17 protein-coding genes, 4 tRNA genes and 1 pseudogene are annotated in these 13,280 nt (G+C 70.4%); 6 read left to right on the top strand and 16 right to left on the bottom strand.

Going from position 1 to position 13,280, the window contains the following annotated elements; genetic code table 11:
• Positions 1-6: 6 nt before the first annotated feature.
• Positions 7-486 (top strand): annotated as a pseudogene (locus F9C41_RS42165) (SigE family RNA polymerase sigma factor); the annotation flags it as partial.
• A gap of 1,185 nt (positions 487-1,671) precedes the next feature.
• Here the strand turns inward: F9C41_RS42165 and F9C41_RS13395 are convergent.
• The 3 genes from F9C41_RS13395 to F9C41_RS13385 form a co-directional block, all read right to left on the bottom strand.
• The gene (locus tag F9C41_RS13395; protein WP_155387110.1) at positions 1,672-2,601 is read right to left on the bottom strand and encodes a hypothetical protein; all 930 of its coding nucleotides are present in this window, start codon (positions 2,599-2,601) and stop codon (positions 1,672-1,674) included.
• A 54-nt stretch (positions 2,602-2,655) separates the two neighbouring features.
• On the bottom strand, positions 2,656-2,847 hold the full coding sequence (locus F9C41_RS13390; protein WP_155387109.1) for a hypothetical protein: 192 nt from the start codon (positions 2,845-2,847) through the stop codon (positions 2,656-2,658).
• 74 nt (positions 2,848-2,921) lie between these two features.
• The gene (locus tag F9C41_RS13385) at positions 2,922-3,416 is read right to left on the bottom strand and encodes a hypothetical protein (RefSeq protein ID WP_155387108.1); all 495 of its coding nucleotides are present in this window, start codon (positions 3,414-3,416) and stop codon (positions 2,922-2,924) included.
• A 135-nt stretch (positions 3,417-3,551) separates the two neighbouring features.
• Between F9C41_RS13385 and F9C41_RS13380 the strand changes: the two genes are divergently transcribed.
• Positions 3,552-4,058, top strand: coding sequence for a hypothetical protein (locus F9C41_RS13380; RefSeq protein ID WP_230689560.1), 507 nt, complete (start codon positions 3,552-3,554; stop codon positions 4,056-4,058).
• Positions 4,059-4,135: 77 nt separating this feature from the next.
• Here the strand turns inward: F9C41_RS13380 and F9C41_RS13375 are convergent, their stop codons facing one another.
• The 7 genes from F9C41_RS13375 to F9C41_RS13345 form a co-directional block, all read right to left on the bottom strand.
• On the bottom strand, positions 4,136-4,612 hold the full coding sequence (locus tag F9C41_RS13375; RefSeq protein ID WP_155387107.1) for an HIT family protein: 477 nt from the start codon (positions 4,610-4,612) through the stop codon (positions 4,136-4,138).
• A 96-nt stretch (positions 4,613-4,708) separates the two neighbouring features.
• Entirely contained in the window at positions 4,709-5,119 is a 411-nt protein-coding gene (locus tag F9C41_RS13370; protein ID WP_155387106.1) for an NUDIX hydrolase, read from the bottom strand.
• 522 nt (positions 5,120-5,641) lie between these two features.
• The gene (locus F9C41_RS13365; protein WP_155387105.1) at positions 5,642-5,965 is read right to left on the bottom strand and encodes a hypothetical protein; all 324 of its coding nucleotides are present in this window, start codon (positions 5,963-5,965) and stop codon (positions 5,642-5,644) included.
• 407 nt (positions 5,966-6,372) lie between these two features.
• Positions 6,373-6,447: transfer RNA gene (locus tag F9C41_RS13360), tRNA-Val, on the bottom strand.
• A 21-nt stretch (positions 6,448-6,468) separates the two neighbouring features.
• Positions 6,469-6,539, bottom strand: a tRNA-Cys gene (locus F9C41_RS13355).
• Positions 6,540-6,566: 27 nt separating this feature from the next.
• Positions 6,567-6,639: transfer RNA gene (locus F9C41_RS13350), tRNA-Gly, on the bottom strand.
• 95 nt (positions 6,640-6,734) lie between these two features.
• Positions 6,735-7,826: a CapA family protein gene (locus tag F9C41_RS13345; protein WP_230689559.1), complete on the bottom strand. Its 1,092-nt coding sequence runs from the start codon at positions 7,824-7,826 to the stop codon at positions 6,735-6,737.
• A gap of 152 nt (positions 7,827-7,978) precedes the next feature.
• On the opposite strand from F9C41_RS13345, the gene F9C41_RS13340 reads away from it, so the two are divergent.
• Positions 7,979-8,051, top strand: a tRNA-Gly gene (locus F9C41_RS13340).
• Positions 8,052-8,234: 183 nt separating this feature from the next.
• On the opposite strand, the gene F9C41_RS13335 is transcribed toward F9C41_RS13340, so the two are convergent.
• Entirely contained in the window at positions 8,235-8,777 is a 543-nt protein-coding gene (locus F9C41_RS13335) for an RNA 2'-phosphotransferase (RefSeq protein ID WP_155387103.1), read from the bottom strand.
• Positions 8,778-8,883: 106 nt separating this feature from the next.
• Between F9C41_RS13335 and F9C41_RS13330 the strand changes: the two genes are divergently transcribed.
• Positions 8,884-9,393, top strand: a complete 510-nt coding sequence (locus tag F9C41_RS13330) for a SigE family RNA polymerase sigma factor (RefSeq protein WP_155387102.1) — start codon at positions 8,884-8,886, stop codon at positions 9,391-9,393.
• Entirely contained in the window at positions 9,390-10,724 is a 1,335-nt protein-coding gene (locus tag F9C41_RS13325; RefSeq protein ID WP_155387101.1) for a PD40 domain-containing protein, read from the top strand. The genes F9C41_RS13330 and F9C41_RS13325 overlap by 4 nt, the downstream gene beginning before the upstream one ends.
• On the opposite strand, the gene F9C41_RS13320 is transcribed toward F9C41_RS13325, so the two are convergent.
• Together F9C41_RS13320 and F9C41_RS13315 are read right to left on the bottom strand one after the other, a co-directional pair.
• Positions 10,659-11,051, bottom strand: a complete 393-nt coding sequence (locus F9C41_RS13320; protein ID WP_196279749.1) for an NTP pyrophosphohydrolase — start codon at positions 11,049-11,051, stop codon at positions 10,659-10,661. The two genes, F9C41_RS13325 and F9C41_RS13320, sit on opposite strands and share 66 nt — an antisense overlap.
• Positions 11,048-11,500: a GNAT family N-acetyltransferase gene (locus tag F9C41_RS13315; RefSeq protein WP_155387100.1), complete on the bottom strand. Its 453-nt coding sequence runs from the start codon at positions 11,498-11,500 to the stop codon at positions 11,048-11,050. Before F9C41_RS13315 ends, F9C41_RS13320 begins: the two co-directional genes overlap by 4 nt.
• Before the next feature lie 139 nt (positions 11,501-11,639).
• Between F9C41_RS13315 and F9C41_RS13310 the strand changes: the two genes are divergently transcribed.
• A complete protein-coding gene (locus F9C41_RS13310) occupies positions 11,640-11,864 on the top strand; it encodes a hypothetical protein (RefSeq protein ID WP_155387099.1) in 225 nt (74 codons plus the stop codon).
• A gap of 57 nt (positions 11,865-11,921) precedes the next feature.
• Here the strand turns inward: F9C41_RS13310 and F9C41_RS13305 are convergent, their stop codons facing one another.
• The 3 genes from F9C41_RS13305 to F9C41_RS13295 are packed head-to-tail and all read right to left on the bottom strand — an operon-like array spanning position 11,922 to position 13,279.
• Positions 11,922-12,509: a GTP-binding protein gene (locus F9C41_RS13305; protein WP_120318925.1), complete on the bottom strand. Its 588-nt coding sequence runs from the start codon at positions 12,507-12,509 to the stop codon at positions 11,922-11,924.
• A complete protein-coding gene (locus F9C41_RS13300) occupies positions 12,490-12,879 on the bottom strand; it encodes a DUF742 domain-containing protein (RefSeq protein ID WP_155387098.1) in 390 nt (129 codons plus the stop codon). Before F9C41_RS13300 ends, F9C41_RS13305 begins: the two co-directional genes overlap by 20 nt.
• The gene (locus F9C41_RS13295) at positions 12,869-13,279 is read right to left on the bottom strand and encodes a roadblock/LC7 domain-containing protein (RefSeq protein WP_230689625.1); all 411 of its coding nucleotides are present in this window, start codon (positions 13,277-13,279) and stop codon (positions 12,869-12,871) included. Before F9C41_RS13295 ends, F9C41_RS13300 begins: the two co-directional genes overlap by 11 nt.
• Position 13,280 lies beyond the last annotated feature (1 nt).

The following is a 13,280-nucleotide window of genomic DNA, read 5'->3' as shown; positions in this document are numbered from 1 at the left end:
TGGCGGATGGACAGGTACGACGGCTTCGAAGAGTTCGTTCTCGCGCGCGGCGGGGCGCTGTCACGTACCGCGTTCCTGCTGACGGGTGACCATCACACGGCGCAGGACCTGGTGCAGTCGGCACTGGCCAAAGCGGCACAGCGGTGGCGGCAGATCACCGAGAACGGCCAGCCCGAGGCGTACGTACGCCGGATCATCGTCAACGAGCGGATCTCGTGGTGGCGCAGGCGTCCACCGAACCCGGTCGAGTGGATCCCCGAGCAGCCAGGGCCTGACGAGCCGCACCAGATCGTCGAGCGGCTCGCCCTCGGGCAGGCGCTGGCCACGCTGACCCCGCGCCAGCGGGCGGTGCTCGTGCTCCGCTACTACGAGGACCTGTCGGAGGCGGAGACCGCGGCCGCCATGGGCTGCTCGGTCGGGACCGTGAAGAGCCAGACCAGCGTGGCCCTCAACAACCTGCGCCTCGCCCTGCCGCACTTCGCCGACCAGGCCGGCCAGTACGCCGACGCCGAGGTCGCGGTCGCCACGGCCCGGCGGCGGCGCACCCGCCGGGTGTCGGCGGCCGCGGCCGCGCTGATCCTGGTTCCGCTGCTGCTCGGCATCACCGTCTACGTGCTGCGCTTCTCCGACACGGCGCCGCCACCGCTCACCCCGTCGCCGAGCGTCTCGCCGAGCCCGTGGACCGCCCCGCCGGGCGCGTCGCCGATGCTGCCGCAGAGCGTGCCGGCGGCCGGTGCCGTGCTGCCCGGCCTGCCGCAGGACCGGGGTGTCGGGCGGGCGGCGCTGATCCGGTCCAAGCGGTCCGGCAGTGACGTCCAGTTGCAGATCGCCGCGGAGTCCGGCTGGTTCGGGCTGCGCCTGCCGGCCGATTCGCAGTACATCGTGCTCTCGCCCGACGGCCGCTGGCTGTCCTGGAGTGATCGGCGGACCACCGCTGTCGTGCACGATCTGACCACCGGCAAGCGGCGGCGCGTGCCCGGTGAGGTGGTGGGCTGGTCACGGCTGGGGGACTGGCTGCTGGTCGGCAACAACTACCCCGGGCGACCGCAGCTGATCTCGCTGACCGGCGGTGCCTCGCACGTGGTCGCCGACAACGCCGGCTGGAACGACGCCAGCGCCGTCCTCGACAGCGGTGAAGTGCTGCGCACCGACGCGAATCGGACCGGCGGCGACCGGGCGTTCCCGCTGGCGGTGGTGGACCCCCGTACGGGCGCGCTGCGCCGGCTCAGCGTCGACGTCGGCGCGCTGCTCGGCACCGACGAACACGTGCGCAACGGCGGCGGGTTCCCGGACGTGGTGCCGGTCCGCGACGGTGTCGCCGCGGTACAGGTCTACTCCCGCCGCTTCCTGCATCCTGCGGCGTTCATCGAGATCTCGTTGCGGGACGGCAGCCCGCTGCGTCGCCTGGACCTGGGCTCGCGGGCCGAATTGGCTGATCCGGCGGCCTATCCGTGCTTGCAGGGCGACATCGTGTCGTGGAACGACGGCAGGCGTCTGCACCAGACGGTGTCCGGCGCGACCGATGTGGCCGTCTTCGACCTGCATCCCTACTTCGTCTATCACCTGGCGGGCTGCCGGCCCGAGACCGGAATGCGCACGGTGCCCACGCCATGACCGATCGCGCTGCGCGTGCGCTCGCGAGATCGACGCCCGACGGCCGGGCGAGCGCCGTCACGGCAGCGACCACAACCTCGTCACGTGGTTGTTGCGGGTCAGCCAGTGGCCGGGCCGCGCCGACGGCCGCGGTCGGCCGGATGCGGACGGGTAGTCGACCGTGTCGACCCAGTGCAGGGTATGGCTGGACAGCAGCACGTCGTTCACGAGCTCGTCGCCTTCGGCGCAGGCCAGCACCAGGTCATCGTCGATCATGAAGGCGCCGTTCTCGATCCGGTACGGCCAACCGGGCCGGTAGCCGGGAATGTCATCGAGGTCGCAGGAGGCCAGCACCTCACCGTCGGGGAACGAGCGCATGGCGAACTCGTCGTCGTCGTGGTGGGTGGCCAGGTAGCGGGTGCCCGCGGTGTCGAAGCCGGCCAGCGCCTCGCCGAGGCATTCGTGGGCGGTGATCCGGCCGTCGGCGTACCGGATCCGGAAGCTCGCCGACCCCTGGTCTCCCGCCGCGATGTGCAGGCCGGTCCAGGCGCCGCCCGGGTGCGCGAAGAACGCGGCGCTGCCGTGGGAGAACGCGGCGACGCCGTAGGGGTTCTCGTCGTCGGCGTCGGCCAGGTGGTCGCCGGACGCCGGGTCGACGACGGCGATGCGGTCCTCCTTGCCGGGCAGCCACAGCCACAGCGTGCCGCCCGGGTCGGCGAACGGCGTGGCCTGCTCCGGATGCTCCGGGTCCTGGTCTTCGCGGCGTCGCCAGCGCACGGTTCCGTCGCGTTCCACGAGCATGACCTCGTCGCCCGCGGCTATCAGGAACGCGGTGTGGCCGGGCAGTGGCGCGAAGCGCAGGCGCGGGTCGAGTGGGGGCAGATCCAGCTCGCCCAGGGGAAGCAGCCAATCGTCGAACAGGCGCAGTCGCAGCCGTCCCTGACCAGGCCCGGCGACGACGGGGAGCAGGTCGTCGTTCGGCACTTCGCGGATCAGGCGGGGGCGCATGGCGAGACTTTACGCTCTGCTGTCCGCGTCGGAACGGCATCGTTGCGGAGCGGGTTACTCGGGTTTGTTCTTCCTGATCGCGGCCTCGATGCGCATCAGCGCACCGCCGACGAGAAGGATTCCGGCCACAGCCACCTGTCCATCTCGTCCGAGGTTCGTCGTGAACAGCTTGAGCAGCATGAACAAGGCCACCACGATGGCGAGGCCGCCCAGGATGCTCATCGGAGAATTCGATGTCGTCTTCACGGTGCGAAGGGTACGAGCGGGGTGCCAGCAACCGCCGGCCCTGCCTTGAGCCGCCAACGCAAGGACACCACCACTCACGCACCCTGCCCATACCCGGCCGGGCGGATCTCTGCAGCGGCGGACGGGGTTGGGGGCGCAGCCCCACTGGGTTCGTCGGCGGCCGAGGGCGCCACCTCGGCAGTGCCCGGTCTCACCTGCGCGAACCACCGCCGCGATGCGGGGGGAGCAATCAGCAGCCCGACGATGACAACCCTGATCACGACGTCTTCGAGCCACAGGGCCACCAACCCACTGTGGGCGAACTCGTCATAAAGCGGGACGGAGTGGTAAAGGTTCACCGCCATGATGATGACGGCAAGTACTCGGCTGAACGGCCACCCGAGCCAGAGAATTCGCGCCAAGCCGAGGAAGAGCAGCGTGGCGACGAGGTAGACGACCCACCCCGAGCTGCTGGCCGTGCCGATCGAGCCGTACTTGATCAGGCTGACGACGTCAGGAATCGCATAGTTGACGAGCAGCAGAGTTGCGGCGACGGCGATGGTGCGTGGCGGCCTGATCTCGGTGGTCACCGGCGCATGGTAGTGGTCAAGTTGGTCGCCGTGTGGGCCTGCGCCAGGGCACAGGGATTGCAGGCGTGGCCGTCGAGGACCATCGGGCCCCGGAATAGCGAGGTGTGATGGGGCTGCCGTGACTATCTTGGCGGCGTGACGGCAGACAGGCGCTACTCATACGTCGGTCCCGAGGAAATTCTGCATCTCGCGGCCGACGCCATCGGTGGCCATCGCATCCGCTCCGCCGCCGACGTCGGTGCCTGGCTGGACATTTGCCACCGAGCCGACCTCGGGGAGGCGTTCACGTTTGTCGTCGATCTCGATGGCACTCTTCGCCTGGCCCCACGTCGCAGCGAGCACGTCGCCTGCGCGGCTGGCGCTGCCGTCCTGGCGGCCGGAGAGATCCTCTTCTCCCGGGACCAGGCGGATTGGGCCGTCGATGAGGTCACCAACCAGTCCACCGGATACTGCCCGGACCTGGACTCGTGGACGGCCGTGGCTGCTGCGCTGGACGCCGCAGGACTACGTCACCCGGCCGGCTTCACCCAGCGGTACGTCTTCCGGTGCTGCCCCAAGTGCGGGGAGCGCAACATCGTCAAAGAGGACGACTTCATCTGTGCCGTGTGCGACGCAGACCTGCCGACCTGCTGGAACTTCTGACACGCCGGGCCAGGAGGAGGCGTTCGCAGCCGGCCGGGCCGCTGCTCTTGGACTCTTTGAGCCCCTCGAGTCGGTACTTACGCGACGGTCTGCTCGCCGAAGTACGTTGTCAGCCGCTTGGCGTAGACCTGACGCTCCTCAAACGTCGCCCAACCGGCCCGTGGCCGCGATCGGTAGAGTTCGTCTCCCGCATAGCGGGGGAACACGTGCACGTGCAGATGCCAGACGTCCTGATAGCCGGCGGGTTCGTTGTGCTGGCGAGTGGAGACGCCCTCGCAGTCGTAGGTCTCCCGGATTGCGACAGCCACCTCGCGCACCAGATCTCCCACAGCCCGATACGCGTCGGCCGGGATGGAATAGAGATTCTCGTGGTGGTCGGTCGGGACGACGAGCACATGTCCGAGGTTCTTGGGCCACCAACGGGGCGCGATCAGGGCCGCCGCGTGCTCGGTGCGCTGCACGATGTCCTCGGGGGCATTGATCCGGTCGCCCTGGCCCGCCAGAAGATCGCAGAACGGACACTGGTATCCGGTTGGCTCGTGCGTGATCTGCATCGGGCCACCTTACTGATACGCGCGGCGCCGTAGGCTGTCGCGCTTACCTCGTGCTCATCGCTTACTGCTGAGGCTGTATTGACCATCTGGCACGTGTCATGCCTCCTTGAGGTGGAGAGGAAGGGCCAGCGCAGAGGTGATCGCCAGTTCACGGTCGAGAACCTGCTGCCGGGGAATGAACACCATGGCTCGCCCTTCGCCGAGCACCACATCCTCCTGCCGCGCCTTGGTGGTGCCGCGGAAGACATGGACCGTCACGGTGTGAGGGAAGTCGGCCTCGTACGGCCGCGGACCACTCCACAGCAGGTGCAGCTCACCCGCGGTCAAACCCGTCTCTTCCAGCAGTTCCCGGCGGGCCGCCTCCTCGGGCGACTCGCCGGGCTCGACGCGGCCGCCGGGCAGGCTCCATTGGTTGGGCGAGGCGGTCATGCTCTCGTCGCGGTGCTGCAGAAGCACCGCGCCTGAGGGGTCGACGAGCAGCACGAGTGCGATGTCATAGGTGCCCACGGCAAGATCGTGCCATACACGGCATGCATGGAAGGGACCTCACAGGAGCCAACAACCTGATCCGCAGGAGGGCCCTAGCTACCACCTGTGACTGTCAGCTTGGGAAGCCAGGTCCGTCCTTGATCGGCATTTCTCGTGATCCGGTCGGGCGCAGCTCGGGCGCGGTGAGCCGATGCCTGTCAGCAACCCAGGTTCCCCGCTGTCCGGCCACACCGTTACCTCGTCGTCAACGGCGACTGAGCAGGACGTGAGTGGTGATCTCATTGCGGCGGCAGTCTCCGACCGAGCCGGCGGTTCTCGGAGCGGGCAAGGGCTCGGCGGGGCGCAGCGGAGCTGACCGCGGAGCGGCTTGGCCCTTGACCGGTCCGAGGTTCACCGGTGCGCCCTTGTGGCGTCGCCGCGAGGAGATCACCACCCGGACCACCCCAATAGCCGGCCCTTCCGGCCGGATCTCTGCAGCGGTGGCCGGGGTCCGGGGCAGCGCCCCGGGAATGGGCTGCGCGGTGTCGGCTACGAGGTCGGTTAGACGTCGTTCTCTCGCCAGACGTGGGGTTCGACGATCCAGGGTGAGCCTGGGTGGTCCCTACGCGCCACGTGGCCCAACGGCAGGTTTGCCAGCTCTGCCATCGATGAGTTCTGGTTGATGGCGTGCCAGATACAGGCCGCAATGGCGGCACCCGGCAGGTTGGGGTCGTTGATGTCGTCGCCGACGAACCACGAGTTGTCAGCGGTGTGGCCGACCTCGCGCGCCGGCTCCAAGCCGTCGAAGACCGTGCGCTGGATGACGGCACCGAGGTTGTGCGGGAATGTGTCGCCCTCGAACGGAAAAGGCAGGTGCCGGAACATCTCGTGACGATGCTCCCCGGCTGGTTGACGGTTCTGCCGGGAGGCTATCGACCAGGGCCAACGCATGACGGGTGTCATCCAATCGTGAAGCGGGGTTGCACTGTACATCGGTGGTCCACCGGAAGTCTGCGGTAGGCGCGCGGAGGTGGCGGCGTCACGGGAGGGACGGTCGGGGCCACGACGGGCATCCGAGATGGCTTTGATCCGGGTCTTCGCAAACGGTTGCGCGCCGCGTCCCCCGCGCGGGCCGCGCTTGCGCGGCCCCTTGATCCTCTAAGTGGGCGAATCGGCAACTTCGTCACCGGAGGCTGGCAACAGTTGCGTTGGCCGACCGGGAAGCTGGTTTCGGCCGTAGTCACTCAGACATGAAAGAGGGCCTGTCCGATGATCGGACAGGCCCTCTTTGCTGGTGGGCGATACTGGGTTTGAACCAGTGACCTCTTCCGTGTCAAGGAAGCGCGCTCCCACTGCGCCAATCGCCCGTGCTGTCGTGCTGTACTACGAGGTGGAGACGGGATTTGAACCCGTGTACACGGCTTTGCAGGCCGTTGCCTCGCCTCTCGGCCACTCCACCGTGGTGACGCCTTGCGGCGGTTCTCCGAGCGGATGACGAGATTCGAACTCGCGACCCTCACCTTGGCAAGGTGATGCGCTACCAGCTGCGCTACATCCGCTTGTAAGGTTTGCCCGCCTTCCGGCGTGCTTGCCCAACGGATGAGAACTTTAGCCGGTCCGGCGAGGTCTTGACAAACCGGGGTCCCCCGGCGCGTCACGGCGCGGGGCTCTGGGCCAGCCCAGTGCAGCGTGCGGCCTGTTCGAGCCTGCCCTGTACGGCGGTCAGCGCGGCTCCGGTGACGGGCTTGGGCTGGCCGTTGGCCGATACGACACCGGGGGTGAATTTCCGGGTTTTGACCTTCCCGTCCTTGATCGTCACGGTCAGCAGGCCGGTGTCGGTGCTCTTGGAGGTGGAGTACCAGAGGAAGTTGCCCAGGCCGTAGTGCACGTAGGCGCCGCCAAGGAAGCCGTCGGCGAGCAGCACGTGGGCGTGGGTGCCGATGATCAGGTCGGCGCCGGCCTCGGACAGGGCCTTGGCGATGCTCTTCTGGTCGCCGTTGGGGCAGCCCTGGCCCTCGGTGCCCCAGTGCATGAAGGCGATCACCACGTCGGCCTGCGCGCGGGCCTGCTGCACAGCGGCCACGGAGAGCTTCCTGTCGAACGCCATGGCGATGCCGGGGCGGGTGGCGGTGGGCTTCCACTGCTCCTTGAGCTCGTGGACCTGGGACAGGCCGACGACGGCCAGCCGGACGCCCTTCACGGTGACCAGGTGCGGCGCGTACGCCTCGGTGGTGGTGTGGCCCGCGCCGACGATCGGCATCCCGGCCGCCTTGGCGGAGTCGAGGGTGTCGAGCAGGCCGACCTGGCCGTAGTCGAGGGTGTGGTTGTTGGCGATGGAGACCAGGTCGATCCCGGCGGCCTGGATCGCGGCGTACGCCGTAGTCGGCGCGCGGAAGTGGAACTCCTTGGGCTGCGGGGTGCCCCGGTCGGTGACCGCCGTCTCCAGGTTGACCATGGCGAAGTCGGCGGCGCGCAGCTGCTCGGCGTAGGGGCCGAAGGCGGTGTCGGGGTTCTGCAGCAGTGGCAGGGTGCGGCCGGTGAAGTGCACGTCGCCGGCGAACGCCAGGGTGATCTCCTCGGCCGGCGGGCTGCTGGGCGCGGCGCTGTCGGCGGGCGCGGGCACCGGGGGTGTGCCCGCGGGCTGCTGCCAGACGGCGGGCTCGTCGGCCGAGCAGGCCGCCAGGGCCGCGACGAGCGTGAGGGCCAGGGTGAGACGCGCGGCGCGGGGGACGCGGGGGGAGGTCACGGCACGAGGGTACGGGCAGGTGAGGGCGTTTCGCATCACCGTCTCGACCGGGTTCGCGGCGTCCGGGGGGATACCCGGTGGCGGGGCCGCCGGACGACCCGCTAAAGTTCTCTCCTGTCAGGCAGCGAGCCGCAAGGCCAGCTGAACGACGTGCGGATGTAGCGCAGCTGGTAGCGCATCACCTTGCCAAGGTGAGGGTCGCGAGTTCGAATCTCGTCATCCGCTCTTTTACCCCACGATCGCCGGGACCCCAAGGGTCACCGGCGATTCCCCTTTCCGGCCCCGTCCGCGGCTCGCGATGATCGTCGGACTTGCCGGGCACCTGTGCGTATCTTGACCCGCTTTCGCCCGCTTGCCTGGCAAGTCGGGCGATCTTGGTCGCGCAGTGGTGGGCTGGCGCGGTGCGTGTCAGGCGGGTGGGGTTTCGCCGCGGAGGTAGGTGGCGGGGACCTCGTCGGTGAGCCATACGCCGTTGGCGCTGCGGTAGAAGGTGTGGCCGTCGGCGGCCATCGCGGCGGCGTCGACGATCAGGATCACGGGTGCGCCGTGGCGGCTGCCGACGTTGTGGGCGGTGCCGGGGTCGCCGGACAGGTGCACGTGGTGGCGGCTGCCGCGGTGCACCCCATCGGCCATGATCGAGTCGAGGTTGCGGCGGGCGGTGCCGTGGTAGAGCCGGTCGGGCGGGGTGATGGGGGTCAGCCCGAGGTCGACCTGCACGGAGTGGCCCTGGCTGGCCCGGATGTGGTCGCCCTCGATGGCGAAGCGCTGCTTGTCGTTGTCGGCGACGACGGCGTCGAGGGTGGCGCGGCTGATGCCCTTGCCGTGGGCGCGCATCGCGGCCAGCAGGGTGTCGATCGGCACCCAGCCGTCGGGGCCGAGGGTGATGCCGATGGTGTCGGGGCGGTGGCGCAGCACGTACGCCAGCTGCTTGCTTATCTTCTTCACGTCCATGTCGGGGCTCACGTTAGCGCCGCAGGCGTGTTCCGTCGATCGAATAGGTCGGGCGGGGGACCCCTCCGCGCGGCCCGTCCGGCGCGTGTACGAGGCGGAGGTGGCGATGACCGACGCCGAGTCGTTCGACGAGTACGTGCGCTCGCGGCTGCCGATGCTGGCCCGGGTGGCGTACCTGCTCACCGGCGACCCGCACCAGGCCGACGACCTGGTGCAGCTGGCGCTGCTGCGGCTGGCGTCGCGCTGGGAGCACGTGTCGGCGGCCAGGGAGCCGGACGCGTACGTGCGCCGCATCCTGTACACCCAGCACGTGTCCTGGTGGCGGCGGGTGCGGCGGGAGGCGCTGCCGGTCGCGGTGCTGCCGGAGCGGGCGGCGGCGGACTTCGCGGGCGAGACGGTGACCGCGCTCGCGGTACGTGAGGCGCTGGGCCGGCTGGCGCCACGGCAGCGGGCGGTGCTGGTGCTGCGCTACTTCGAGGATCTGAGCGAGGCGGAGACGGCCGCGGTGCTGGGCATCGCGGTCGGCACGGTGAAGAGCCAGACCAGGGATGCGCTGGCGCGGCTGCGGGTGATCGCCCCGGAGCTGTCGGGGTCGCTGGTGGAGGTGAACCGGTGAGCGAGACGTTGCGCGAGGCGCTGCGGCGGGCCGCGGAGTCCGCGCCGGCGCCGCGGCTCGACGGGCAGGTGTGGCGGCGGGGCCGCCGCCGGCGGCGGGTGCGCCGGACGGCGACGGCACTGGCCGGGGTGCTGCTGGTCGCGGGGCTGGCGGCGGTGCCGGGACTGGGCACGGGCGGCGCGGGTCTGCAAACGGCGGGTGGCCCGGTGCCGGGGGTGCTGGGGCGGCCGTATCCGTGGCAGCTGACGTACGAGCAGGACCTGAACGGGCCGGTGGCGGCCGCGTTCGTCGACCCGCACACGGTCTACCTGGCGGCGACGGGGGTGCTGGTGGGCCGCGACGGCTCGTACCGGCTGTTTCCGATGGATCCGGGCGAGGACCTCGGCTTCGTCTCGCCGGACGGCCGGTATCTGGCGCGCCGGTCCGAGATCGTGGACCTGGTCACCGGGCGCGGCATCCCGACCGTCGACAGGGCCAGGCCGCTGGCGTGGTCACCCGACGGCCGGCGGCTGCTCCTGGTGCTCGATCGCGACGACGGCGTCATCGAGCAGCGATCGGGGGATCTGGACGAGGTGGCGTACTTCGATCTGGACACCGGCGGGGTGAAGGCTGTGCTGTTCACCGCGGCGGACACCCCGGCGGGGGCGTTCTCGCCGGACGGCGAGCGGGTCGCGGTGACCACGGGTGAGGCCGGTCGGCCGCAGACGCTGACGGTTGTCGACCTTGTCAGCGGCACGCCCAACATCCTGTTCGAGCTGACGGACCGGCAACGGCTGGCCGGGGAGGCGGCGTGGACGCCGGACGGCCGGTCGGTGATGCTGGTGGCCGCGGACGGGTGCGTCTGGGCGTCCTGCGAGGTGGGGCCGGACGGCCTGTGGGGCTGGCGGCTGCAGTACGTCGACCCGGTCTCCGGGAAGTTCGTCGACGAGGCGGCCCCCGCGCGGCAGGGCCGGCCGCGCGGGCTGGTGGGCTGGCGTGACGGCAAACCGGTCTTCGTCGACCAGCGTGGCGCGCAGGACCCGGCGAGGCTGGTAATCGCAGAGGCGGACGGCTCGGCGCGAGTGCTGCTGACCCTGGCCCTGGGCGCGAGCGAGCTGAACGTGCCCCGGGACCTCGTCGAGCACGGGACTCTCGGCAGCCGGACGGCGAACCCGCTGGACGCGCCGCTGTGGGCGTTCGCGGCTGTGCTGGCGTGCGTGGTGCCACCACTGCTGATGGTCATGGCGCTGCGCCGCCGCAGGCGGGCCGTGCGGGCGCTACGGGGGTCAGGGGTAGGGCAGGGTGCGGGGGCCGACGATCTGCGCGCCGAGGGCGGTGACACGGTCGCGTAGGCCGCGGTCGGCGGTGGCCACGACGACGGCGGGGCGCTGTGCGGTCTCGTGGCGCACGAGGTCGACGATCGCGTCGTCGCCGCTGTGGGGCGCGGCGAGCACCCGCACCTGCGGTGTTTCCGCCACGCCGCGGGCCGCGCCCTCGACGACGAGCACGATGTCGAGTGGACCGGGCAGCTGCGGCAGCCCGGTGCCGGTCAGCCGGGCGACGGCGTCGCGCAGCCGGGTGGCGGCCCCCTGGCGGTCGCGCCACCAGCCGTCGGGCACGGAGCCGACGACGTTGGCGGCGTCGACGACGAGCAGCGGGCGGGGCGCGGGTGCGGTCACAGTGCCAGTTTCATACCCAGGTGCGTGCCCTCGAAGCCCAAGCTCTCGTAGAAGCGGTGCGCGTCGGTCCGGGACCGGTCGGTGGTGAGCTGCACGAGTCCGCAGCCCTCGGCGCGGGCGCGGTCGATCGCCCACTGGACCAGCTGCCGGCCGGTGCCGTGGCCGCGCTGGTCGGCGCGTACCCGCACGGCCTCGATCAGGGCGCGGCGCATGCCGCGGCGGCTGAGCCCCGGGATGACGGTGAGCTGCAGGGTGCCGACGACCTCGCCGCCGCGTTCGGCGACGGCCAGCAGTTGCTGCGGGTCCGCGTCGAGCTGGGCGAAGGCCTGGGCGTACGCGGGATCGGCCGGGTCGCCCTCGCGGGTCGCGCCGAGCGGGTCGTCGGCGAGCATCGCGACGATGAGCGGCACGTCGGCGAGGACGGCACGACGAATCTCAAGATCACTCACAAGTCCCGACGGTAGCAGGATGAGTGAGCGGAGCGAGTGAATCAGCGGGCTCGGGGGTGCCTTCGACGAGCCCCGCGAGGAGAAGGTACGCCGACGCAGTGCGGACCCACCGTGGCGCACGCCCTCTACGCTGGCCCGCATGGAACGTATCTCTCGTGTCTGGGCCGCTGTCGTCACCGGTTTCCTCGCCACCGTGCTCATCCCCGCCACCGCGTGGGCGGAGGAGACGGGCGTCGCCGACGTCCTGCGCAAGAAGAAGAGCAGCTTCGGTTTCGGCAGCATCTTCGGCCTGTTGTGCTGCCTGGTCGTGGTCGCGATCATCGTCGGCGTCGTGTTCCTGGTGATGCGCAGCCGCAAGAAGTGATGCGAAGACACCGGTGGGCGCGCGCGGGGCGCGCCCACCGGCGTCTGTCGTGGCAGGTCAGGCCGGGACGGAGCTGCGGACCATCGTCAGCACGTGCTCGACCAGCGTGATCAGCACGTTCTTCACCGACATCCGGTCGCGGGCGTCGGTGAGCAGCACCGGCACGTGGCCGTCGACGTCCAGCGCCTCGCGCACCTGCTCCGCGGTGTAGCGCTGGTCGTTGTCGAAGCAGTTCACCGCGATGACGAACGGCGTGTTGCGCTGCTCGAAGTAGTCGATCGCGGCGAACGAGTCGGCCAGCCGGCGGGTGTCGGCCAGCACCACCGCGCCCAGCGCGCCCGTGGCCAGCTCGTCCCAGAGGAACCAGAACCGGTTCTGCCCGGGGGTGCCGAACAGGTACAGCACCAGGCTCGGGTTGATGGTGATCCGGCCGAAGTCCATCGCCACCGTCGTGGTGGTCTTGGTGGCGACCCCGGTGGTGTCGTCGGTGCCGACGCCCGCGGTGGTCAGCACCTCCTCGGTCCGCAGTGGAGCGATCTCACTCACCGCGCCGACCAGGGTCGTCTTGCCGGCGCCGAAGCCTCCGGCGACCAGGATCTTGAGCGCCTGGGGGACCGGCGCGGTGTCAGAGCGCACGGAGTCCATGGATCACCGCCTGCAGGGTTTCGACGTTGGGGAGATGGTCAGTGGCGGGAGGATCGTAGCGGGAGATCAGCCCGTCCGAAAGCAGATCACACAGCAGCACGCGTACCACACCCAGGGGCAGGTCCACGCGCGAGGCCACCTCGGCCACCGCGCGCGGCTCCTGGGTCAGCGCCAGGATCGCCTGGTGTTCCGGGCTGGGGGTGTCCGCGGCCAGCGTCGCCGTGGCCACCAGGTAGGTGATCAGGTCGAAGTCGACGGTGGTGGGACGCACCCGCCCGCCGGTGACCATGTACGGGCGCACCACGGGCCCGGCCTCGTGGTCCCACCAGGCCGGGCCTTCCTCGACACCGTCGAGCGGGTCAGTGGACATCGGTGCCCGTCCGGGACGGCGTGGCCAGATGCGTGCCCACCCGGGTCGCCAGCATGGCCATCTCGTACGCGAGGATGCCCAGGTCGCTGTCCGGGTCGGCGAGCACCGCCAGGCAGGAGCCCTGCCCCGCCGTGCTCACCAGCAGGAACGCCTCCTCCATCTCGACGATGGTCTGGCGCACCTGGCCGCCCTTGAAGCGCTGGCCGGTGGCGGTGGCGAGACTGGAGAACCCGGACGCGATCGCCGCCAGGTGCTCGGCGTCGTCGCGCGACAGGGCGCTGGAGACTCCCGTGAGCAGGCCGTCGACGGAGAGCACGACGGCGCAGCGGGCCTGTGGAACTCGCGCGAGCAGGTCGTCGAGCAGCCAGTCGGTCGCGGGTCGGGTCGTCGTCGGTACCACG

Origin of the sequence: Catellatospora paridis, from assembly GCF_009720365.1 — a bacterium.
GTDB lineage: Bacteria > Actinomycetota > Actinomycetes > Mycobacteriales > Micromonosporaceae > Catellatospora > Catellatospora paridis.
The sequence above is the reverse complement of the archived record's forward strand: the minus strand, read 5'-3'. Positions and strand labels throughout refer to the sequence as shown.

What these genes read in the sequence shown, in the direction of transcription:
- F9C41_RS13395 (WP_155387110.1), bottom strand. Translation starts at nt 2,601, where the DNA reads ATGCGCCCCCGCCTGATCCGCGAAGTGCCGAACGACGACCTGCTCCCC.
- F9C41_RS13375 (WP_155387107.1), bottom strand. Translation starts at nt 4,612, where the DNA reads ATGCAGATCACGCACGAGCCAACCGGATACCAGTGTCCGTTCTGCGAT.
- F9C41_RS13300 (WP_155387098.1), bottom strand. Translation starts at nt 12,879, where the DNA reads ATGTCCACTGACCCGCTCGACGGTGTCGAGGAAGGCCCGGCCTGGTGG.
- F9C41_RS13365 (WP_155387105.1), bottom strand. Translation starts at nt 5,965, where the DNA reads ATGTTCCGGCACCTGCCTTTTCCGTTCGAGGGCGACACATTCCCGCAC.
- F9C41_RS13305 (WP_120318925.1), bottom strand. Translation starts at nt 12,509, where the DNA reads ATGGACTCCGTGCGCTCTGACACCGCGCCGGTCCCCCAGGCGCTCAAG.
- F9C41_RS13330 (WP_155387102.1), top strand. Translation starts at nt 8,884, where the DNA reads ATGACCGACGCCGAGTCGTTCGACGAGTACGTGCGCTCGCGGCTGCCG.
- F9C41_RS13335 (WP_155387103.1), bottom strand. Translation starts at nt 8,777, where the DNA reads ATGGACGTGAAGAAGATAAGCAAGCAGCTGGCGTACGTGCTGCGCCAC.
- F9C41_RS13310 (WP_155387099.1), top strand. Translation starts at nt 11,640, where the DNA reads ATGGAACGTATCTCTCGTGTCTGGGCCGCTGTCGTCACCGGTTTCCTC.